General features: G+C 50.1%; 20 protein-coding genes and 1 pseudogene. 16 read left to right on the top strand and 5 right to left on the bottom strand.

Annotated features, from left to right (window positions below; genetic code table 11):
- The first annotated feature begins 3 nt into the window (after window positions 1-3).
- From BCT27_RS16165 to BCT27_RS25415, 10 genes are all read left to right on the top strand, one after another.
- Complete coding sequence (locus BCT27_RS16165) at window positions 4-1893, top strand: phage tail tape measure protein (RefSeq protein WP_102396253.1); 1890 nt, start codon at window positions 4-6, stop codon at window positions 1891-1893.
- Window positions 1890-2216, top strand: coding sequence for a DUF2590 family protein (locus BCT27_RS16170; protein WP_102396254.1), 327 nt, complete (start codon window positions 1890-1892; stop codon window positions 2214-2216). The genes BCT27_RS16165 and BCT27_RS16170 overlap by 4 nt, the downstream gene beginning before the upstream one ends.
- Window positions 2216-3400, top strand: a complete 1185-nt coding sequence (locus BCT27_RS16175) for a baseplate J/gp47 family protein (protein ID WP_102396255.1) — start codon at window positions 2216-2218, stop codon at window positions 3398-3400. Before BCT27_RS16170 ends, BCT27_RS16175 begins: the two co-directional genes overlap by 1 nt.
- A gap of 3 nt (window positions 3401-3403) precedes the next feature.
- A complete protein-coding gene (locus BCT27_RS16180) occupies window positions 3404-4006 on the top strand; it encodes a hemolysin (protein WP_102396256.1) in 603 nt (200 codons plus the stop codon).
- 11 nt (window positions 4007-4017) lie between these two features.
- A complete protein-coding gene (locus tag BCT27_RS16185; protein WP_102396257.1) occupies window positions 4018-7167 on the top strand; it encodes an SGNH/GDSL hydrolase family protein in 3150 nt (1049 codons plus the stop codon).
- A gap of 1 nt (window position 7168) precedes the next feature.
- Window positions 7169-7708, top strand: coding sequence for a baseplate complex protein (locus tag BCT27_RS16190; RefSeq protein ID WP_102396258.1), 540 nt, complete (start codon window positions 7169-7171; stop codon window positions 7706-7708).
- Complete coding sequence (locus BCT27_RS16195; protein WP_102396259.1) at window positions 7705-8382, top strand: hypothetical protein; 678 nt, start codon at window positions 7705-7707, stop codon at window positions 8380-8382. The genes BCT27_RS16190 and BCT27_RS16195 overlap by 4 nt, the downstream gene beginning before the upstream one ends.
- Complete coding sequence (locus BCT27_RS16200) at window positions 8373-9068, top strand: hypothetical protein (protein WP_102396260.1); 696 nt, start codon at window positions 8373-8375, stop codon at window positions 9066-9068. The genes BCT27_RS16195 and BCT27_RS16200 overlap by 10 nt, the downstream gene beginning before the upstream one ends.
- A complete protein-coding gene (locus tag BCT27_RS16205; RefSeq protein WP_102396261.1) occupies window positions 9068-9265 on the top strand; it encodes a hypothetical protein in 198 nt (65 codons plus the stop codon). The genes BCT27_RS16200 and BCT27_RS16205 overlap by 1 nt, the downstream gene beginning before the upstream one ends.
- Before the next feature lie 563 nt (window positions 9266-9828).
- A complete protein-coding gene (locus BCT27_RS25415) occupies window positions 9829-10095 on the top strand; it encodes a hypothetical protein (protein ID WP_133153380.1) in 267 nt (88 codons plus the stop codon).
- A gap of 378 nt (window positions 10096-10473) precedes the next feature.
- Here BCT27_RS25415 and BCT27_RS25995 read toward each other — a convergent pair.
- Window positions 10474-10872, bottom strand: a pseudogene (locus BCT27_RS25995) (DUF2024 family protein); the annotation flags it as partial.
- Between the two features lie 48 nt (window positions 10873-10920).
- Between BCT27_RS25995 and BCT27_RS16230 the strand changes: the two are divergent.
- The 3 genes from BCT27_RS16230 to BCT27_RS16240 all read left to right on the top strand — a co-directional run bounded on the left by BCT27_RS16230 (window position 10921) and on the right by BCT27_RS16240 (window position 12292).
- Window positions 10921-11133: a hypothetical protein gene (locus BCT27_RS16230; RefSeq protein WP_241908588.1), complete on the top strand. Its 213-nt coding sequence runs from the start codon at window positions 10921-10923 to the stop codon at window positions 11131-11133.
- Between the two features lie 218 nt (window positions 11134-11351).
- Entirely contained in the window at window positions 11352-11801 is a 450-nt protein-coding gene (zur, locus tag BCT27_RS16235; protein ID WP_102316337.1) for a zinc uptake transcriptional repressor Zur, read from the top strand.
- 26 nt (window positions 11802-11827) lie between these two features.
- Window positions 11828-12292 carry a chemotaxis protein CheX gene (locus tag BCT27_RS16240; RefSeq protein ID WP_017011250.1) on the top strand — a complete coding sequence of 155 codons (465 nt, stop codon included), beginning with the start codon at window positions 11828-11830 and terminating at the stop codon, window positions 12290-12292.
- Between the two features lie 67 nt (window positions 12293-12359).
- Here BCT27_RS16240 and pgi read toward each other — a convergent pair whose 3' ends face one another.
- Entirely contained in the window at window positions 12360-14012 is a 1653-nt protein-coding gene (pgi, locus tag BCT27_RS16245; RefSeq protein WP_102316338.1) for a glucose-6-phosphate isomerase, read from the bottom strand.
- Between the two features lie 308 nt (window positions 14013-14320).
- Between pgi and BCT27_RS16250 the strand changes: the two genes are divergently transcribed.
- On the top strand, window positions 14321-14740 hold the full coding sequence (locus tag BCT27_RS16250; RefSeq protein WP_102316339.1) for a secondary thiamine-phosphate synthase enzyme YjbQ: 420 nt from the start codon (window positions 14321-14323) through the stop codon (window positions 14738-14740).
- Window positions 14741-15213: 473 nt separating this feature from the next.
- Window positions 15214-16944 carry a YncE family protein gene (locus tag BCT27_RS16255; RefSeq protein ID WP_102396275.1) on the top strand — a complete coding sequence of 577 codons (1731 nt, stop codon included), beginning with the start codon at window positions 15214-15216 and terminating at the stop codon, window positions 16942-16944.
- 53 nt (window positions 16945-16997) lie between these two features.
- On the opposite strand, the gene BCT27_RS16260 is transcribed toward BCT27_RS16255, so the two are convergent.
- From BCT27_RS16260 to BCT27_RS16270, 3 genes are read right to left on the bottom strand one after another with little or no spacing between them, the layout of a single operon-like run.
- The gene (locus BCT27_RS16260) at window positions 16998-18281 is read right to left on the bottom strand and encodes a BamA/TamA family outer membrane protein (protein WP_102396263.1); all 1284 of its coding nucleotides are present in this window, start codon (window positions 18279-18281) and stop codon (window positions 16998-17000) included.
- A gap of 18 nt (window positions 18282-18299) precedes the next feature.
- A complete protein-coding gene (gene alr, locus BCT27_RS16265) occupies window positions 18300-19376 on the bottom strand; it encodes an alanine racemase (RefSeq protein WP_102396264.1) in 1077 nt (358 codons plus the stop codon).
- Between the two features lie 12 nt (window positions 19377-19388).
- Window positions 19389-20798, bottom strand: a complete 1410-nt coding sequence (locus tag BCT27_RS16270; RefSeq protein ID WP_026024765.1) for a replicative DNA helicase — start codon at window positions 20796-20798, stop codon at window positions 19389-19391.
- A gap of 208 nt (window positions 20799-21006) precedes the next feature.
- Between BCT27_RS16270 and BCT27_RS16275 the strand changes: the two genes are divergently transcribed.
- Complete coding sequence (locus tag BCT27_RS16275; protein WP_102396265.1) at window positions 21007-21753, top strand: DUF481 domain-containing protein; 747 nt, start codon at window positions 21007-21009, stop codon at window positions 21751-21753.
- Window positions 21754-21776: the final 23 nt, after the last annotated feature.

Raw genomic sequence — 21776 nt, forward strand, 5'->3', positions numbered from 1 at the left:
CGAATGTCACTACCTGAACCGCTACGTTTCACCGTTGGACTGATTGACCAAATCAGCAAGCCGCTGGGCAACATTCAGCGCCAATTCGGTGATATGGCGAAAAGCTACCGCGACGGCACGCACACCATGGTGGCGGGCGCTGCTGGCGTGGCGGGTGCGGGTATTGCACTGCAACAAGCGTTGATGCCGGCCATTGAAATGGACAGGCGTTTGGGTGAAGTGAAATCGCTCGGCGTTGCAGATGCGCAGCTGAAGACGTTAACGGAAACCGCGCTGCAATTCTCGGTGGAGTATGGCAAATCAGCCACCGAGTTTGTGGCCGCGTCCTACGACATTCAATCAGCGATCGCGGGCTTGGCTGGCAATGAGCTTTCCGAGTTTACCCGCGCCTCGGGTGTGTTGGCGGCAGCGACGAAAGCCGACACCGCCACCATTACTAGCTACGTCGGTACCATGTACGGCATTTTCCAAAACTCAGCCAATGAGATGGGGAAAGCCGATTGGGTGAACCAGTTGGGCGGCCAAACCGCTCAAGCGGTGAAGATGTTCAAAACAACGGGTGCAGAAATGAGCTCGGCGTTTACCTCTGTGGGTGCGTCGGCAACCGCTGTTGGTGTGGGCATGACCGAACAAATGGCGATCCTCGGTACGCTTCAGGCCACCATGAGCGGCAGCGAAGCAGGTACAAAATACCGTGCGTTCTTGGCAGGTGCGGCGAAAGCGCAAGATTCGTTGAACATGTCGTTCACTGACTCGCAAGGTCAGTTACTCCCTATCGTCGATATTCTCGGCAAATTGAAGAACCAATTCGGTGACACCATTTCGGTGGCGGAATCGGCGGAGCTTTCCAAGGCGTTTGGCTCACAAGAAGCCGTTGCAATGATTCAGCTACTCATGCAAAACACTGACGGCCTAGCAGGTTCGATTGACCAACTCGGCAAGGTGCAAGGGCTAGAAGTGGCTGAACAAATGGCAGGCGCGATGACTGACCAATGGGAACGCATGGAACAAGGTTTGTTTGCCATTCGTGCTGCCATCGGCACTGCGCTGTTGCCGTCGCTTCTGCCGCTGGTTGGCACCTTGTCGGATGGCGCCATGCAGTTAGTGGAATGGACAAAGCTGTTCCCGAACATCACAAAATACATTGGCTTTGCGGCGGTCGGCTTCTTTGGCCTTGTTGCTGCGGGCGGTGTGCTCACTATTCTGACGGGCGCTTGCAAAATGCTGTGGGCAACCGTGGCACTCGGTGCGCCTTTGCTCAAGGTAGTGACATTCGCATTTGGTGCACTTTCTAAAACGCTGGCCTTCGCCAAGGGTGCGTTCTTGGCGCTGAACATCGTGATTGCCGCGAACCCTATCATTCTGATTGTGGGTGCGTGTGTGGCTGCCGTCGCTGCTATCGGTGCGTTGACGTACTACTGGGATGATCTGAAAGCCAGCTTTGGTGATACCGCGTGGTTTGATGCCGTCACTCTGCTTTCCGCCCCGTTCCGCGCCGCATTCCAAGCCATTTATGGTGGCTGGAAATGGGTAACAAGCGGATTCACTGACTTCACCGCCTTTGATGGCCTGTTTGCGGTTGCCGATGAAGTGAAAGCCGTGTTTGGCAGTGTGTTTGAATGGCTGAACAGCGGATTTAACGCTGCAATGGAATCGGTGAAAGGGTTAGTTGATTGGATTCCCGGTTTCGGCAGCGACGATGCACCAGGTCAAAAAATTGAATCTGTTCAGCAAGCCACCCCACGTGCCCGCGTGCAGGCGGGCGGTGTGGCGCGTCAAATGCACACGTACAACAGTGGCCGTTCAACCAGCTACGGCGGCGTGAACATTTACCCAACCTACATGAACAGCCCGCAAGACTTGGCACACGAACTGGAGATGGCCGCGCCGTGAGTTACATCTATCAAGACATTCTGATCGAGAACGGCGACGTGAAGCTAGACGCAGGCCGCAATCCTGTGCTGATTCAAGACCGCGCCGTGATAGCCCAAGACATTAAACACGCGATTATTGAAAGCGGTTTGGCCGTGGCCTTGATCGGTGAAAAAAGCCGTGATGGCCGCGCCGACCTAAAGAAGCAAATCGAACTCCTGGTGGAAGAAGAAACACGAATGGTGCCGGGCACGGTCACGCTGGAAGAACCCACGCTGGGGCAAATTTGGATATTCGCCACGACACGTGAATTTGGTGATCTGCAATTTGAGGTAACGAACTGATGGGCAATATTCCAAAGCCTGATTATGCGCAAATCGTGAAAGATGCCGGTATTCCGACAGACTCGGCAGGCTGGCGCAAAGTGCTAAAAGAAGAAATGGAAAAAGAAGGCAGTGTGATCAACAACGACAGCCGCTTTTCTCCCTTCTGGCGCATGGTTGAGCAAGCGGTGATCACGTGCACCACGTGGCTGATTAACACCCTGTTGGTGGGCTACATCATGCCGAACATGTTTTTGGCAACGGCCAAGGGCAAGTATTTAGATTTGTTGGCGTGGGCGTGTCGTGTTCTGCGCAAAGAAGCCAGCAAAGCCAAGGGCAAAATTCTGTTTCAACGTGCGGCAGTGAAAGGCCCTGCGTTGATTATTCCAAAAGACACGTGGATTCAAACGGAAGCCATCAACGGCAAGATTTACCGCGTTCAGGTGTTGGCCGACACCACCATGGAAGAAAACGAAACCACGGTGGTTGCACAAGTGGAAGCCGAACACGCGGGCGCAGGGTACAACCTCGGCGGCGGTTACTTTCATGTGTTGCCTGTGGTGATTTCAGGCATTGCCGCCGCGACGAACGAAGACGATTGGCTAATCGAAAACGGCGCAGACGAAGAAAGCGACGATGATTTGCGCCTGCGTGTGCGCAACCAATGGTCTGCTGTTGCGAAATGGCACATTGATGCGGCTTACCGTTCTTTGTTGATGGAAAAGGCAGGCATTCAAGACGACAACATTTATTTCGAACATAACGCACCACGTGGACCAGGTACCGCCAACGCATTAATCCTACTCGACACCGGCAACCCTGCGCCGGAAATGATCGCAGACCTGAACCAACACATTCAAGACAACGGGCAACACGGCCACGGTGATGATTTGTTAGTGATGCCAATGCCGGAAACTGAGCACGCTGTCAGCGTGAAGGTGTGGCCGAAAAATTCACTGGTGCCGGAAGAACGCACCGCCCTTGCCGCCAACGTGGAAAACTTCATTCGTGCGGCGTTCCGTGAGAACAGCGATTACACCGCCACACGCACCACCCCTGCTGGCCGGTTCAGTTTTTCTCTGCTGGGTAAAGAGTTGCACGCGCAGTTTGCTGGCATTGAATCGTTGGAGTTCGGACAACCGGACATAGAAAGCAATCTGACCATTCCGCGCTTGTCTTCACTGACCGTGGCAATGCAGGGCTAAACCATGAAAATGCCAGAAATCAATTTCAAGTATTGGATGGGACGCGGCGAACTGGCGAAGTTCGCCCGCGCTCTGCGCAACTACTGGGCGCATGTTGAAGCAGCGCTGATGCTGCCACTTGAAAAGCACGACCCGCTAAAAGCCCCCATTGGTGTAGTCAATTTGATGGCATGGGAACGGGACGTTAACCGCCTTGGTCAAGAGCCAGAGGCGCTTTTCAGAATCCGTGTTGCTCATGCGTATGGCTTCGCACGCGATGGCGGCAGCGTGGCAGGCTGGGAAGAGATGTTTGCAACGCTGGGTTATCCGCACATCACGCAAGACGAGCGGCTAACGGGCGTCGATTGGGACGTGATCAGCTTGCAGATTCGTGACGGCGATTTGTCCGAAGTGCCAGAACTGCTCGACACGGTGATCAGGCAATACGGGCGCACCTGTCGGCGCTATCAGTACACCAGTTATTTAGAACTGCCAGTGGCAGCAAGAGTGCAGAGTTTTGAAGGTTCGCTGGACGTGTCCCGCGTAACTACTCGCTTAAACGTGGCCGCGTTACCGCGTCCGACTAATTTCGAATGTGAATACTACCAAGCACACGCAAAGGCTTGAGGGAAAAGAACATGGCAAACCTTACCGATTCAAAAATCATCACCGCCAAAGGTAAAGCACTGCTGGCAACGCTGAACGCGAACGAACAACCGTTGGTGATCGACAAACTGATTTTCGCCAATGTGCCAAATCGCCCCGATTTACCGCAACCAGATGACGGCGTTCCCATTGAATTTATCGTGCATGAAAGCGCGATTGATAGCCGTGGCCGCTTGTCTGAAGACTCGGTGATTTATACCAGCACACTGGCAAGTCATGTTGGCCCATTCCATTTCAACTGGACGGGCGCGTATTGCTCTGAGTTCGATGTATTGGTGACGATTGACCACCACGCACTCACACCAAAAACCGCCGACCAACCGGGCGTTGTTGGCAACACCATGGTGCGAAACCTTGTGCTTGAGTACAAGGACATTGCCGAAATCACCAACATCACGGTGAACGCGGAATCATGGCAGTACAACGCCGAACCGCGCATGGTGAAGATGGACGACGACAGCGCGAAGATGAACCGCGATTTGAATGGCAAAGATTGGTTTGTTGAAGACGGTTTTCTGGTAACGAAAGGCGCAACCGCGAACAGCTACAAAGTAGCGGCTGGCAGTGGCTACATTTCAGGCCGCCCCGTTGAAATGGAATTCGAGCGTTCGCTAAACATCACCGCCAAGCCAACATTCGTTTACCTCGACGGCTGGCGCGAAGGCACCCCAAGCGGCGCACAATACACCGAGTTTCAAATCGTCGTTTCCCCCGACGAACTCGACGACTACACCCAAACCCAAGGCAACCGAGAAGTGCCGCACTTTGTTTGTAAGATTGCAGAGGTGTTGGCAGATGGGACGGTGGTTGATTTGAGGCCGGATGATATCAAGGGTTGGACTGTTCAAACATGTTCATCAATTGTAAGCAATGTTCAACAGCTAAAAAAAACTAAAGGGTTAAAGCTGGGGCAACAGGTGGAGCTGTCAGGCTATTACGTTGAGGCAGATGGTGGTGGTGGTGCATTGATTTGGATGACGACCGCGCCGCATTCGGCCAATGATGCCACGGTTTTCGCAGCAGACGGTGGTTTTTGGGTTCGCCGAAAACTGACTGTTACGCCAGAGCAAGCGGGTTGGCAACCAAATAAGAATGGTGCGGCACGTATTCGAGAATTGTTGATTGCCGGAGTTTCTTTTGCCAAGCCGAAGCATCTGACCTCATTGCAAGGTCAAGCAGCACGTTGGGCTGCAGGGGAAAAGGCTCCGATTTGCTTCTTTGGTGACTCAACTACAGATGGTCGTATCACTACAATTGACGGTGTGGCTTTAGCTTCTAAATGGAACATTGACCGCCTGATTGGAAATGAAGTGCCGGATGGGTTGGTTTATGATCATGACGATACTGAGGTGCCAAATGCGTATCCTAATGTCATGCAGCGCATATTGCGAGAATTCCACGGAAATGACTTGATCCGCGTTTACAACGCGGGATATCGAGGCAAGCAGGCGCAGGACGGTTGGGCGGTGAAAAATGTATATAATGCCGTGTATGGCAATTCTTCCTACTCTGATTTGGAGTGGATCGGAATCATGTTCGGACTGAATGACTCACACAATCAAAGTGCTGGGCAGTTGGAGCGAAGAACCTACATCGAAAACCAGGCACTAATTCTTGATGCGTTTGCGCGTGGCGTGCAGCCAGCATTGATGTCATGTCCACCGAGCAATAACACCGCTGAAAGCGGTGATTACGGACAAAACCGTGAAGTCAGTGAGCTGATTGATCAGGTTAAGCGCCGTCTTGCTAATGAATACGGTATCGAATTCATTGACATCAATCAGGCCATCAAACACTGGATTTATAACAACGGTGATAAGGTCTGTTTTGCGACCGCCTCAAGCGATGGCCTGCACCTCAATGACCTTGGTCACTTGAAAAAAGCTGAATTTCTATTCAAGACTGCACAACAGGAGAACGTGCCTACACTGCGAGAAGATCGGCATTGTTTCGACGTTGTGCATTCAGCTGTGCGTTATGCACTGAGCAGAAATGACATCAGCTCCAGTGATCCTATTCGTGGCGCCAACAAGCTTTATCAGAATGGCGTGATTTATGCTGATGATGCGCAAAAGGTCGCTGGCAAAAACGTGATTGACTTGTGGGTGTGGAACGAGCGCCGAGATCACTCACTTATTTACCGAGCATACAAGAGTTCATCTCAGAAATACCACAACGCTAACCGCGAAGATCTGCCACGTTTGTTGCTGGAAGCGCAGCTTTGTACCGCATCGGACTATCATAAAGAGACCATTTTTGATGACGTCTCGCCGGATTGTGTGGGTGGCGCTTTGGGTGGGCGTGCTGACTTTCCGTGTTTTGTGGGTAAGCTGCGCTACGGACTTAACCGTATACGTATTACGCTGCCAAGTACTGTCGAAAACCTGTTTGTGCCAGACATTGTGGCCAATTACCTGGCGGTGGGATGGCTGGATTTTGTGGCAGATAGGCAGGAAAACCGTTTTCCTGTCATGCACTACAATCTGGGTTTTAATGTGCTGGATAAAGCGCATTGGCGTGATGTCGTGGCAGGTCGTGGCCGTGTTATTCATCCACCCATTGATGTAGGTGCACCGTCTGGCTATGTGCGGAATATTATCTCGCCGTCTTTGAAGGGATTTAACACATACTGCCTCAAGCGTACAGGTGACACGGTCGAGTTTCGTTTTCAGGCTAACTTTCCAAAAGGTACAGGTGTAGTGTTGGCATGGAATAAAGGTGATGATTACATAGGTTATCCGCCTGAGTATGACAAAGACAGCCTGTTTTCGTCAGCAGGTGTGTTTTTCTTTTACCTGAACACGAGTACTACACCATTAGTGCGCTTCGCTTTTTTAAACCCGTTAAATGAAGGTACACCGCCGCTACTTGAAACGGGCGTTGCGTTCTCCGAGATTCAGGGGAAAACGGTTATTGTGCGAATGACGTTACAGCGAGATCATACCCTGAAAGTGGCATTACTTCGCGCAGATTTCAGTCAGCTTTATGAAGGCGTCATCACGAACAAGGCGATTGTGGGTGAAATTGCTACGGCATATTGCGGCGGTTCATTTAGCGTCGGCAGTGATGCCGAAGATACTTTCGAACTGGAATTCTTACAGTTACGGGAGTTTTCGGAATAGAATGCTAACCCTATCCGCCACTAGAATTCCGCTGAAAGGCTTAAAGGTCACAGCACGTCAGCAACTCGCCGGACAAGACATGTCCGGCAGTTCTGCCGCCACCGACCAAGCCGAAACGGGCGACAAAGCCAAGGTGCTTGCCATCACAGGCACCTTACCCTTTGACCAAGCGCCAGAGCTAAACCGCATCTACACCATGGCAGGCGAAAAAGAAAAAGGCGCACGCAAGGTGTATCGCATCAACAACCACACCGCCGAAGCGCTCAAAATCAGCCAAGTGAAATTCCAAGGCAGCATCAACGCACAAGAAGACGCGCAGTTGCGCCAATGGCTGATCACCTTCGAATTGGTTGAACACCTGAGCGTGGCCGAGCGAGCAGAGAAGCGAGAACCCGCCAAACCTGCCGCCCAGCAAAAAGCCAGCGGCGTGGAAACACCCACCGCACCGCCAACCGCCTCTGACGACGTTCCGCCCGAAACCGAAGTGGAACTGACAGGCGTAATGGCGTACTTGAAACAATTAGATGACGCACTCGCATGAAGTTCAATATTCAGTTTTATATCGGCAACCAACTACAACACGTCAGCGCTCACACGCTGGCGTTTTCCGAGAACGCACCGGGGCGAGCACAACTCACCATCAAAGGCGATGCTGAACCCAATCAATTAGTGGCCGTCGAGTTGGGCTGGGGCGATGCACTGCGCCGCGTATTCACAGGCTACATCGAACGCGTATCACCCGCCGCAAACGGATTTGTTACCGTGTTTTGCCGTGAAACTGCAGCCGTCTTGTATCACCCAATCAGCGTAGTAATGCGCCACCCAACATTGATGCAGATACTCAGCAACATCACCCAACAAACGGGCCTGCAATTCGTGGTACCAGATAAGGCATACACCAAAAGCGCGATCCCCTGTTTCTACTCCGTAGGCAACGGGTACCGCCTGTTAGACGAACTCGGCCCCGCGTTCGGGATTCACGATTACATGTGGCAACAACAAGGCGACGGCAAAATATACGTGGGAAGCTGGGCCGATAGCTACTGGGCAGACAAACCCGTTTCCGTGCCTGCCAACATAACCAACCCGCACCAATCACAACGCACCGTTACCGTGCCATGCTCCCCGCATTTCAAGCCGGGTGTTTTAGTCAATGGCCGCAGGCTGGCAACCGTCGAACACAAAGGAACAGAGAGCGTGATCTCATGGACGTAAAAACAATCAAACGCATCGTGCTGCGCCTGTTCCCAGAGCTCACAGGCGATTGGCATTTGCCGCACCTCGCCAAAGTCGTCGCCCTGCCAGAACTGCCAGCAGGCGGAGAACTGAGCGAACGCTTTTACCCGCATTACGCTGCAGACATTCACCTGCTAGACGGCAACATGGTCGAAAGAAAAGACGTGCCGGTCTTTCAAGCAGTACCACTGCCAGTGCCTGGTATTGGCGAACACGCGGGAAGGCTCGAACCGCCCGCCATTGGCGCAATCGTCGAAGTCGCCTTTGTGCGCGGCCAACCAGACAAGCCATTCATTCGCACCGTGCTTGGCCTCGGCTTCAAGCTGCCCGCCATCAACGCAGGCGAAAGCCGATACCAACACCGCGAAGGCGTTTACCAACTGGTTGACGACAAAGGGAACTTCGAGCGCAAGACAGACCAAGCCGACACACTCGAATGCCTACAGCAAAAAATCAAAGTGCTCGAGAACCGAGTGGCAGAAATCGCAGGCAACCACACCGAAACCGTGGGCAAGACCAAAGCAACCACCGCCAAGAAAATCACCGAAGACGCAAGCATCATCATGATGAACGGCGGCACAGGTGTGATCACCAAAGAGTGCATTTGTCACTTCACCGGATTACCACACGGCGACGGTTCATCAACAGTAACGGCGGGCAAGTAATGGCACTCAGCAAAAGCAGCTTGAAAGGAAAGATAATCACTGAACTAAAAGGCCAAGGCTTCACCACGGAAGGCGAACACGCATTCGTTGCCAAGATGGCAGAAGCCATCGCCAACGCCGTGGTTGATGAAATCACCAACAACGCAAAAGCCGCAGTATCAAGCGGAAGCAGCGCAGGCAACTGGCCGATCACCTAACCGCAAAACACCCACGTAAAACAAGCCACCTAAGCGCCCCACCACGGGGCGTTTTCTTTTGCCTACGCCACGCATCCACAACAAACACGAACGAACCACCACGCGCCAGAAAAGCGCCACGTAATGCGCACACGTGAACGTCTACGCCACGTAAACCGTACTCCTCCTCCCCTCCCGCGGCGTTCGCGATCTCATTTTTTTTTCAGTTTTCGGTTACGCAAAAAAATACCGCCAACCCGCACGGCTGCTGGGGCTTTGGCAATGATCAGGAATTTCAATAAATGCGCTTTTTTTCACTGTTTTTCAGTTTTAACGATCACCAAAAGCTAACCGCCAAAAACCTAAGTGATTGATATTAAATAAATCAGCGCATTTCACGTCATGAAATCCCACGATCACATGATCAGATAAACGATCAGCAAGCCAAGCGACGAACCCGTGCCAGCACTGGTGCCAACAGCAAAAACTACACAAAAACAAAATTGCAAAAAATGAAAGGCTGAAAAAGCCGCCAAGATGAGCGAAAGTAAAAAGCAGCGACTCACGTAAAACAGGTTCACGCCATGCAAAAAGAGAAGACCATCACCGCCACCTTGGTGGAATTTACCTGCGATTGTGGGCAAGGCGTTTACCGTGTAGACCAGAACGCCAAAATCATTCACACCAACCCAAAACAATGGCAGCACATCTGCACCCACTGCCAAAAAGAAGTGATGCTGGCGTTCCCATTCCCGATCATCAAACACCGGGGTGAAGAATTCGTGTTAGCAAAGCACGTGCGGTTTGAAGGGAATGTGTATTTGCGAGGGGAACCAAACGAGGGGAACTGAGGGGTACCATAAAAAAGGGGATCTCCTATAGACCCCCTCAAATAATTAAACCACTGATTTTTATAAAGTGTGAATCCAATCCAGCATCGGCGCAATGGAGAAACGGGCTGACGGGTAAGACAAACCCTCAGACACGCCGCCTGATAGTGGGTTTTGGATGTCAGTGGTTTCGTTAAGCATGGATCGACCTCGTTGCACTCTGTAACGGCAAAGTGCTGCGAAAAGCAGCACCTAATAAAAGAGAGCGGATTCTACCTCAAGTCATGCCAATGCCCAAGTCGCGAACGCGTTCACCTCAAGGTATTCATCATCAATAGGATGCAAAAAAGGCACGGTATGATGCAGTGCCTTTTATTAATCAATAAGTTCACTTTCAACTTACTCAGGACACCCTTCCAATTTATAGATGGTATGCCCCTTCTGGTTAAGCGCTTCATCATATTGTGGGAGGTCTGCTGTGGTGTGGCAAAACGCACAGTTGCCAAATTTGACCATGGCGTCAGCCTCACCAATGTCTGTCAGCCATGCTTTGGCATATTTCACCGCAAGCTCATCGTCTTTTATGCGCATCAACACATTGGCGTTATCGCCGTCGCGGTTTTCGTCGTAACGCGGCGTATCATCAAAATCAGGGTGGGCAGTGACCGCTAACGCGACGATGCCTTTGTCTTTATCAAACCCAATGTCCGCAGAGTTAAGCGCCGTTGGCCATACGTAGCTATACACTTCTGAGCCAGCCAATTGACCAACGGAAGTAGGCTTTTCTTTTCCTGCCTTGCCAAAAAAGCCGTTCCTCCTGTTTCGTTTAAACAAGGTTTGGAGAAAATGGGCGACGGAAATGCACAATTAAAAACGCAGTTGGAAACCTTATTGAGAGACATACAACGCAGCACACAATCGGCCAACTTTGGTTTGTGCAAAACATGCAAATTCCACACGCCGATGTCTGATGAGCATTTTTATTGCGCGTTGACGAAAGAAACATTAGTGAAAGATTTCGGCACGTTAATTTGCCGCGAGCACATCGACACTCACTAAAATGCTTATAAACAATGCATTAGCGTGATTTTGATTTACCTTTCACCTCTATTGATTGTCATTAAATAGAAAAAACCACCAACTTCACGTGCTAGAACGCATTTCTACCGATTTCTATCATCTACAATGATGAAATATAAACCCTCATCACGGCCTTGCGGGTGCGCGTTTTGTTTGCTGTGATAGAATGAAGCCTTCAGCCTGATTCTTGAGGTCTTATGACCAATATTGCACAGCTAATTACCCGCGCTCAGGTTTTATGCGAAGAGCGAGGCGTGCGCCTGACTAGTCAGCGTGAACGGGTATATGAAATTATCGTTCAGAGTAAACGAGCCATTAGTGCTTACGATTTGCTGGATGTATTACGAGAAACAGAGCCTCAAGCAAAACCACCTACGGTTTACAGAGCGCTCGATTTTTTGCTTTCTCAGGGGTTTGTGCACAAAGTAGAGTCTACGAATAGCTTTATCGCTTGCTGCTTACCCGGCCATGCGCAACACTGTTCACAATTACTGATTTGCGATTCGTGCGGTGCGGTGGAAGAGTGTCATGCTGATTCTTTGTCTACAGCGCTGCAAGAGAAAGCAAGTCAGGCTGGTTTTGCAGTGAGTCATCACGTTGTAGAAACACATGGAACCTGTGGATCTTGTCAGGTAGCGAAACATTAGTTGCATTAGGACGGTAAACGAACATTATGCGCGCGGAATTTGTAAACCCATTTTTGTCTTCTTTGGTCAATGTATTGACGACCATGGCACAGCTTGAGATTACGCCAAAGAAACCGCAGTTGAAGACATCGGAAGTTGCGAAAGGCGACGTGTCAGGTTTGATTGGCATGGTTGGCCCTAAAACAAGAGGCTCTCTTTCTGTCACGTTTGAGGAAGAGCTGGCGCTAGAAATAATGAACCGTATGTTGGGCGAGAAGCCAACGTCAATCGATGCAGATGTGACGGACATGGTCGGTGAAATCACCAATATGGTGACAGGCGGTGCGAAGCGTCTTCTTGCGGAGAAAGGCTTCGACTTTGATATGGCAACGCCGATCGTTGTGTCAGGTCGCGACCACACCATCACACATAAAAGCGAAGGCCAAATCATCATCATGCCATTTGATTCTGATTTCGGGCGAGCTTATATCGAAATCTGTTTTGACGATTAACGTCATTCTTGCTCATAAAAAAACGCCGCTAATGCGGCGTTTTTTGTTTCTTACTGAACCTGAGCGATTAGGCGCGCCATTGTTTGAACGCGTTAATCAAACCGTTGGTTGAGCTATCGTGGCTCGCAACGGCTTCTTGATCTGCAAGCTCTGGCAAGATTTGGTTTGCCAGTTGTTTACCTAGCTCTACGCCCCACTGATCGAAGCTGAAGATATTCCAGATAACGCCTTGCGCAAAGATCTTGTGCTCATACATCGCAATCAAGTTACCTAGCGTACGAGGGGTAATCTGCTTCACCAAAATAGAGTTGGTTGGGCGGTTACCTTCGAACACTTTAAACGGCACAAGCTCTGCCACTTCTTCCGCCGTTTTACCTGCCGCGACAAATTCCGCTTCCACTTGCTCGCGGTTTTTACCGAATGCCAAGGCTTCTGTTTGCGCAAAGAAGTTCGCCATCAATTTTGGATGGTGATCGCTCAGTGGGTTGTGGCTGATTGCTGGTGCAATGAAATCACACGGGATGATTTTCGTGCCTTGGTGAATCAGCTGGTAGAACGCGTGCTGACCGTTAGTGCCAGGCTCGCCCCAAATGATTGGACCCGTTTGGTAATCAACAGGTAGGCCGTCACGATCAACATACTTACCGTTTGATTCCATGTTGCCTTGCTGGAAGTACGCAGCAAAACGGTGCAGGTATTGGTCGTACGGCAAAATCGCTTCTGACTCTGCGCCATAGAAGTTGTTGTACCAAACACCAATCAATGCCAACAGCACGGGCAAGTTCTCAGAGAACGGGGTTTGCTGGAAGTGGTTATCCATGTCGTGTGCGCCAGCCAACAACTCAATAAAGTTGTCGTAGCCAACCGCTAAACAGATAGACAAGCCAATTGCAGACCACAGAGAGTAACGACCGCCAACCCAATCCCAGAACTCAAACATGTTGTCGGTGTCGATGCCGAATTCCGCAACAGATTTAGCGTTCGTCGACAACGCAGCGAAGTGCTTCGCCACGTGTGCTTGGTCTTCTGCTGTCGCCAGGAACCAATCACGCGCAGACAATGCGTTGGTCATGGTTTCTTGTGTGGTGAAGGTTTTAGATGCCACCAAGAACAGTGTTGTTTCTGGGTTCAAACCTTTCAACGTTTCAGCAATGTGTGTGCCATCAACGTTAGATACAAAATGCAGGTTCAGGCGCGTTTTGTACGCAGCCAATGCCTCTGACACCATGTAAGGGCCAAGGTCTGAACCGCCGATACCGATGTTCACGATGTCGGTAATTTCTTTGCCGGTGTACCCTTTCCACTCACCACCAATGACACGCTCTGAGAAGGCTTTCATCTTCTCAAGCACAGCGTTCACGTGTGGCATAACATCTTCGCCATCAACCATGATCGGTGTGTTGCTGCGGTTGCGCAGAGCAATGTGCAGCACTGCACGGTCTTCTGTTTGGTTGATTTTATCGCCACCAAACATTGCACCAATCGCGGTTTTCAACTCTGTTTCGTCTGCAAGCGCGAACAACTTATCGAGTGTTTGTTCACTGATCAGGTTTTTCGAGTAATCCAGAAGGATATCGTCACCGAAATTGACAGAAAACTTATCGAAACGGTTTGGATCGTTGGCAAAAAGCGAGCTAAGGGTCAAATCCTGCGCATCTTCAAAATGAGCGGTAAGCGATTTCCACGCTGCCGTTTGCGTCGGATTGATAGACTTCAACATAGTTATTGTTCCTTATAGACAGAGTCGGTTCGAGTGGGCGCTGTCATCCCACATTGTTCGAGGCAGACCACACTTCGTCATGTAATCGCCAAAGTGGTGTAATGTTACGATCTACTTTGTACCCATGCTAGGCCAATACGTAGTTTTAAGCCGATATCTTTTTATTGCGATAGGCTAAGAGTTGCTATGTTGGCATGATTACATTGCAACCGTTTTGCGTTAAGTCAGTGATTGTGCATGCTCGAACGCGGTGCCAAGGTCTCTTGAGCACGTATTTTAAATAAATGATTGAATAGCAGGTGTGCTAAATGTGGATTCAAAAAACTATTAATTTAACCGCTAAGCGCCGTGGTTTTCATTTAATCACTGATGAAATCGAACAACATATTCCTGAGTTGCGCGAATTACATATCGGTCTAATTCATCTGTTTATTCAACACACTTCTGCCAGTTTGACACTGAATGAGAACGCTGATCCAACGGTACGCAGTGACATGGAAGCGCATTTCAACCACTTCGTTCCAGAGTGTGCTTCTTACTACCAACATACCTATGAAGGGGATGACGACATGCCGGCGCACATCAAAAGCTCCTTACTTGGCTCAAGCGTGTCGATACCTATATCAAAAGGCAGAATGGCGTTAGGTACATGGCAAGGTATTTATCTTGGTGAACATAGAGATCACGGGGGCCCTCGAACCGTCATGATTACGATTCAAGGGGAGTAGAAGTAAGGCAATAAAAAGATAACAACCCTAAGCCGACTGACACATGTAAAGCAGATTGCAAACCCTTGCCTCATACAAGCGACTTGTCACTGTGTAAAAACGCTGTCCAACCACCTCATCTTATTGAAAAGAATAAATATATGCAGTTAATTCCAATTTTAAGCACGCCAGCCTTTACTCGTACTTAAGAACCAATAATCACCAAATACCGAAGTCATCAATTACGACTTTTATCATTAAAAACCTCGAGGCTTTCTATGGGTTCCTGCTTAAAAATCATTAAAAAATCTCACGTCTCATTTATAAAACAAAATAGTGTCACGTAATTGCATACCCTCTCTTCATCGTAAATTTGTCGTAATCGATGCGACACGGCTCAGCCTTGTATTCTCAGTGAAACAGCGAAAATTTAGCGCTGTCTTGGAGCATAGAAGGTGGGCGAACAACTTTTAACAGACTCTAGGTTTCCAATGATGATGAAGAAGACTCTGCTTTCAACCGCGATTCTTGCTGGTGCTCTCACCTCTATGCAGGCAGTAGCAAACTGTGCTGGTAACGTTTATTCGATGAATGCTGGACGTGGACACGTCGGCTTGCTGCTCGATGTACAAGAAGCGAAGCAAATGTCGACACAATACTTCTCAGATGCGGGCGAACGCGTGGAGTTCCATTCTCGCGCGCTTTTCAGTACACCAAGCATGGCGTATGACCGCATTACTGATCGCCTCTACTACACAAATTCACCTCAGCCGACCACTTATCATGTTCAAGTACCAGAAACCGAAGTCACCGCAGAAGAGCTGAAAAGCTTAGATCTTCACGCCAAAGCCATCGAGTCTTATCAGTTGGCTTACATGGATCCCGCAACTGGCGAGCACGTTGCTGGCCCTACCGTAAACAAGCAAATCCTGCGAATGGCGTTTGATCCGGATAGCGGTGAGTTGTTTGCTTCAGATGCGCGTACGATTTTCAAGGTAGACCCAGAAACTGGCGAAACGACTCACCTCGGGGATTTTGACAGTGGATTGAAAAATGGTGGGTTCACAAACTGGGGGGATTTTGTATTTCAAGACGGGCAACTTTTATTTGTCACCAACAGCCGTACATTTTCTATTAATACCAGCACTGGCGCACAAACTTTTGAAGCCTTCCACTATATCGATTTCGTGGCGGCAGCCACATTAGATCAAAATGGCCAAATGCTTGTTGCAGCCAAGAACCAGAATGTATCGGGTAACGTGAACAGTAATCACCTTTACCGCTTAAAGCCTTCGACAGGCGAAAAAGTGCGGGTGGGCTTATTCCCGAGCCGCATCAGTGCCATGGCAACGGTGACATCAGAAGATCACACTTGTTATGAGAAAACAGAATTCAAGAGTGACTTAGCACCAGAAGTGACAGGCATTACGCTCGGCTCTGATTCTGTGACGGAAGGTTCGACGGCTTATTTCACCATCAATTTCGACAAGTCCACCAGCGATGCGAACACCGCACTGCGTGTTGCATTAAAAGATGGCACGGCAAACTTGAACAGCGATTACCAAAATACCGTTGAATTGCTGTTCTCTGATAACTCAACGGGTTCTGCAACGATCTCATCAACATTGACCGAAATCAGCCTGCCACAAGGCGTTACGTCAGTGCGCATTGGCGTGCCAACCGTGAATGACGCTACGCATGAGAGCAATGAGAACTTCACGTTGGATGCTTGGGTTTCCACCGACAAGAGCGATCTGACGTCAGCCAGTGTGACTGTTGTTGATAATGACCCCGCTGAAGTTGGCATTCGAGGGTGTAGCAACGGTGGCTGGACATCAGCAACGAATTCACTGACTTGGTGTTCTGAGAACGACACCGTCACTTGGGTTGGTGATTACCACAACTCAACGCACTCCTCGCGTTTTGAAGGAACCATTGATGGCTTGTCTATCGGTTCAGCGAGCACACTGAACTATAAAATCCTGTCCACACAAGATATCGGTGGCCTCTCTCGATTTACTGTGGAGATGGATTACGGTAACGGGTGGGTGACTGTAGGTAACTACCGCTCAAGGGTTTATTCACGACCAACGACGGTTTCCTATACCTATGACTTTACTCCAGCATCGACACAGGCTAAGTATCGACTCACATGGAACATCACATCTGATCGTCCAGATGGCGGTGATGACATTTCAATCGGCTTAGAAAATGTAACCTGGTAATAAAACCGACAATCATGAATAGCCAAAGCATTGCTTTGGCTTTTTTTTTGCGCTTAAAACGGCTGATTAATCATGACCCTGAACAAGCCTTCCTCACTGCCCCACGCCATTTCAGAACGCACAACAACACCTTCCACTTGGAATCGAATAGCGCCGCCCGCACTCCATTTCATGTCACTGTGCAGTTCAGCTAAATCATAAGAATCAGCAACCCGCCCCGCATCAACAAACGCGACCCATTGCCACCACGGCACGTCATACCAACTAAAAACAGGCACATCACCAAGCGGTTGCCACTCAGGTATCACCCGATATTCCAAGGTGTAGCTTAGCGCTGAACGATCAACAAAACGCCCTGACTGAAAACTTCGAAGACGGTACAAGCCACCAAGACGTGCACCCGCAAATTCAGGTGGACGCTCATAAACATGCTCACCATTGACCGTGGTTTTCTCGTCCCAACTGGGCGTATCCGCGGTATACACATTGAAAGCGACCACTTGTTGCTTGGCCATTTCGTCCCAATCACCAAGGGCAAAGAACCAACTTTGGCTCGCTTCCCACTTCCACCAACTTGCTCGATCACTAGCACCCGGATCAGCCGTCACGATCAACTCGCTCACACTGCCTTTGGTGGGGTTATTTGCATTGTCTCGGTTATCCCAACGGAAACGGGTTTCAAGCCCCCACACTTCTTCTGCCTTCGAAAAATCGCTAGGAATATTCGCTGCCCCGCCTGCCAGTTCACGGGACTCATAAAACGGTCGAAGCTCAATAGACGATACGCCACTCTCCCATGGAGTATGACCATCTACCTGACGCTGAGGAAAGAGAGCTGCACGAATCGGCTGGGAAATGGCCGCGCCCATCGGCAAGATGTAGCGCATAGAAAGATGATGACGCGCGTCTCGGCTATCGGCTTTTATGCTGCCTGACTTGATGGAATCATTGTTCGCCGCATCACCAAGAAAGTAATCAAATTGCGTGTAGTCGGCTTCATAGAATTGCCCACTGAATAACCAACGACTGTCTGATGACAACACGTAGTTATTGGCAGCGATAAAACTCATCCACGTACTTCTAGCCGTGCCGAGCCCTGCAGCAAACACTGAGGCTTGTGGCTGGCCTGCTCCTTTCCAGAGCCCCGCCATGCCTGCAGAAAGCCCCATGGCTTCGGTCGAAAATGCGAATGGGACGATTTCTATATCAGGCGATTTAGCGTCTGCGGTGATCGCTTCATTGGATGACGAAACCGTTTCGTCATTGCTCGCACTGGCTGGCAAGCATAAGAAAGCCGCAATCAAAGATGCGGCTAGTAGACATTGATGACTGTTCAAAATGACTCACGAAAAGGATTAGGTATAAACGAGATCAACTCTCGACGTAATGTTAGTCACAAGCTCATAGCCAATCGTCCCAACATGGTTTGCGATCTCTTCAACGGGGAGACTTTCGCCCCACAAGATCACTTCATCGCCTACGCAATCCTTCGCGTCTGGGCCTAAATCAATGGTCAACATGTCCATTGAAACACGTCCCACCAAGCAGACTTTGCGTCCGTTCACCATCACGGGGGTGCCATCCGGTGCAACACGTGGATAGCCATCTCCGTAACCTATCGCGACCACGCCAATGTTGGTGTCGCGATCGGTTACCCAACGCGCGCCGTAGCCGACGGGTTCGCCTTTTTTCGCGGTTCTTACTGCGATAAGGCTCGATGTCATGGTCATCACGGGTTTCAACCCCAGCGCGTTACCTGTGAGAGATGAAACGGAAGACACGCCATAAAGGCTAATGCCAGGTCTCACCCAATCAAGATGGCTGTCGGGCCAGAAGAAACAGCCTGATGACGCCGCAAGCGAACGATCGCCATCTTGTCCTTCGGTGACAGCAGCAAACATTGCGATCTGCGCATTCGTGACGGGATTTTCAAGTTCATCGGCACAGCCAAAGTGACTCATGAAATGCAGTGGCTTAGCGACATTCGGACACGCATTCAATCGCGCTATGAATTCGCTGCATTCTTCCGAGCGAACACCTAGACGGTGCATGCCGGAATCCACCTTTAACCACACCGTCAATGGCGTCGTAAGCGTGGCGCGCTCAAGCGCTTCAAGCTGTTCAATGCAGTGCACCGCAGTGTGGAGCTGATGTTCAGCCAGCAGCGGCAGATCTTCAGCCGAGTAAAAGCCTTCAAGCAGCAAAATAGGCGTTTCAATACCGTCGGCACGAAGTGCGAGTGCTTCTTCAAGTCGCGCAACACCAAACCCATCTGCATGAGCGGCAAGCGTATTTGCAACAGGCAGCAGACCATGACCATAACCATTGGCTTTAATCGCCGCCCACGCACGGCTGTTGGGTGCTTTGGTACGCACAACATTAAGGTTATGCACCAAGTTATCCAGTTGAATATAGGCAGTTGCTGCTTTCATGAAACCTCGCGGTTACTCTTCGTCGAACGCAGGGCCTGCGTAATTATCAAAGCGTGAGAAGTGACCTTGGAAGGTCAGACGTACCGAGCCGATAGGACCGTTACGTTGCTTACCGATAATGATTTCAGCAATGCCTTTGAGCGGGCTTTCAGGGTTATAAACCTCATCACGATAGATGAACATGATAAGGTCGGCATCCTGCTCGATTGCCCCAGATTCACGCAAGTCGGAGTTGATAGGACGTTTATCAGCACGTTGCTCCAACGAGCGGTTAAGCTGCGACAGGGCGACAACGGGCACATTCAATTCTTTCGCCAGCGCCTTTAACGAGCGGCTGATTTCGGAGATTTCCAAGGTACGGTTATCTTGCAGACCCGGTACACGCATCAACTGAAGGTAATCGACCATGATCATAGACAGGCCGCCGTGGTCACGCGCAATACGGCGCGCACGAGAGCGAACATCTGTCGGAGTTAGGCCTGAGCTATCATCGATGTACATGTTCTTCTTCTGGGTTAACAACCCCATGGTAGAAGAGATACGCGCCCAGTCTTCATCATCCAACTGGCCGGTACGAATTTTGGTTTGGTCCACGCGCGAAAAGGACGCCAACATACGCATCATCAGCTGTTCCGCGGGCATCTCTAGGGAAAAGATAAGTACCGGCTTTTCCTGATCCATCGCGGCGTTTTCACACAAGTTCATCGCAAACGTGGTTTTACCCATGGACGGACGAGCCGCAACAATAATCAAGTCAGAACCTTGTAGACCCGCAGTTTTCTTATTGAGATCCGTGAAGCCCGTAGACACCCCTGTTACGCCGTCTTGCGGTGTTTTTAGGAGGAGCTCGATACGCTCTAAGGTTTTCTCCAGAACATTTTCAACGTTCTGAGGACCTTCACTTTCACTCGTACGCGCTTCGGCAATGGCAAACACTTTGCTCTCTGCCATGTCCAAAAGGTCTTCAGAAGTACGCCCCTCAGGCTCATAGCCCGCATCGGCAATTTCATTCGCCACGCTGATCAGGTTACGCACAACCGCACGTTCACGCACAATGTCGGCATAGGCCGTAATGTTCGCCGCACTTGGGGTGTTTTTAGCAAGCTCTGCTAAATAAGCGAAGCCACCGACGTCATCAAGGTGACTGTTCTTTTCGAGGTGTTGCGATAGGGTAATAAGGTCAAGCGGGTTCCCGCTATCAAGCAATTGCTTGGTGCTTTCAAAAATCATGCGGTGCGGTCGGCTATAAAAGTCCGATGCCACCACTCTTTCTGCCACGCTGTCCCAGCGTTCGTTATCCAGCATTAAGCCGCCCAATACCGACTGCTCCGCTTCCAAGGAATGCGGTGGCACTTTCAGTGCATCAACCTGACGGTCTTTGGGTTTGTTGGAGTTAAATTGCTTGCTGCGTTGCTCTGCCATATCACTCGTTACCTTATCATTGCGCCCGTCATTATATACCCAAACAACACGAAGATGCTCGGGTATAACCCCAATCAGAAAAGGAATCCCCCTCTGAACAGAAGCTGACGCAATGATGAAATAAATTCCTGCCAATTTAACATCTTGCTGACGCATATTTGGCAGTTTCCGTTAAAATGTTTTTCCGATCTTAGTAATGGTAAACCATATGGCCTTAGCGCTGTTGAAACCGTCTTTGTTTTGTCTGGTAGCACTTCCCTTTAGTGCATGGGCCGATGACGTGCCCCCACCTTGGCAATCTGAAGTCGAACTCGGTTTACAAGCCCTCTCCGGCAACTCTGACTCGATCACACTGAACACCCGTTTAGGGATGAGCTACACCAGCGGCCCATACCGCCACACCTCAGAAGCTAAGTTCTTGCTGGTCGAGAAAGATGGCGAAGAAGACAAGCGCAAAGGGGAAATGGAAAGTCAGGCCAACTACAAATTCGACCCCTCTCGGTATGTGCTCGCCAACATCACCTACACCAATGATAAATATGGCCCTTATTTCGACGATTTTACCTTCGCGACAGGTTTAGGTTACCAAGCGATTTGGCGTGAAGACATGACCTTATTGCTAGAGATCGGCCCGGGTTATCGTTACCAAAAACCCAACCTTGATGAGATTGATGATGACGATCTGATCCTGCCGCACAACGTGCAAGAGTTCATCGTCAGGGGACAAGCAGAGTTGATGTGGCAAATGACAAAAACTGCCGAACTCCAAGGTCGCTTAACCACCATCAGTGGACCAAGTAACACCAGCTTCGAGGCGCGCCTTTCGGTGCAAACCAGTTTGATTGATGACTTGGCGATTAAGATCTCGACCACGCAAAAATACATCAACGACGTCCCACCAGGGCTCAGTAATCTGGATTCGATTTTTACCGTGAATATGGTTTATAAGTTTTAGGCAAGATTTGAGATTTGAGATTT

The organism is Enterovibrio norvegicus (assembly GCF_002876705.1).
GTDB classification, from domain to species: domain Bacteria; phylum Pseudomonadota; class Gammaproteobacteria; order Enterobacterales; family Vibrionaceae; genus Enterovibrio; species Enterovibrio norvegicus_B.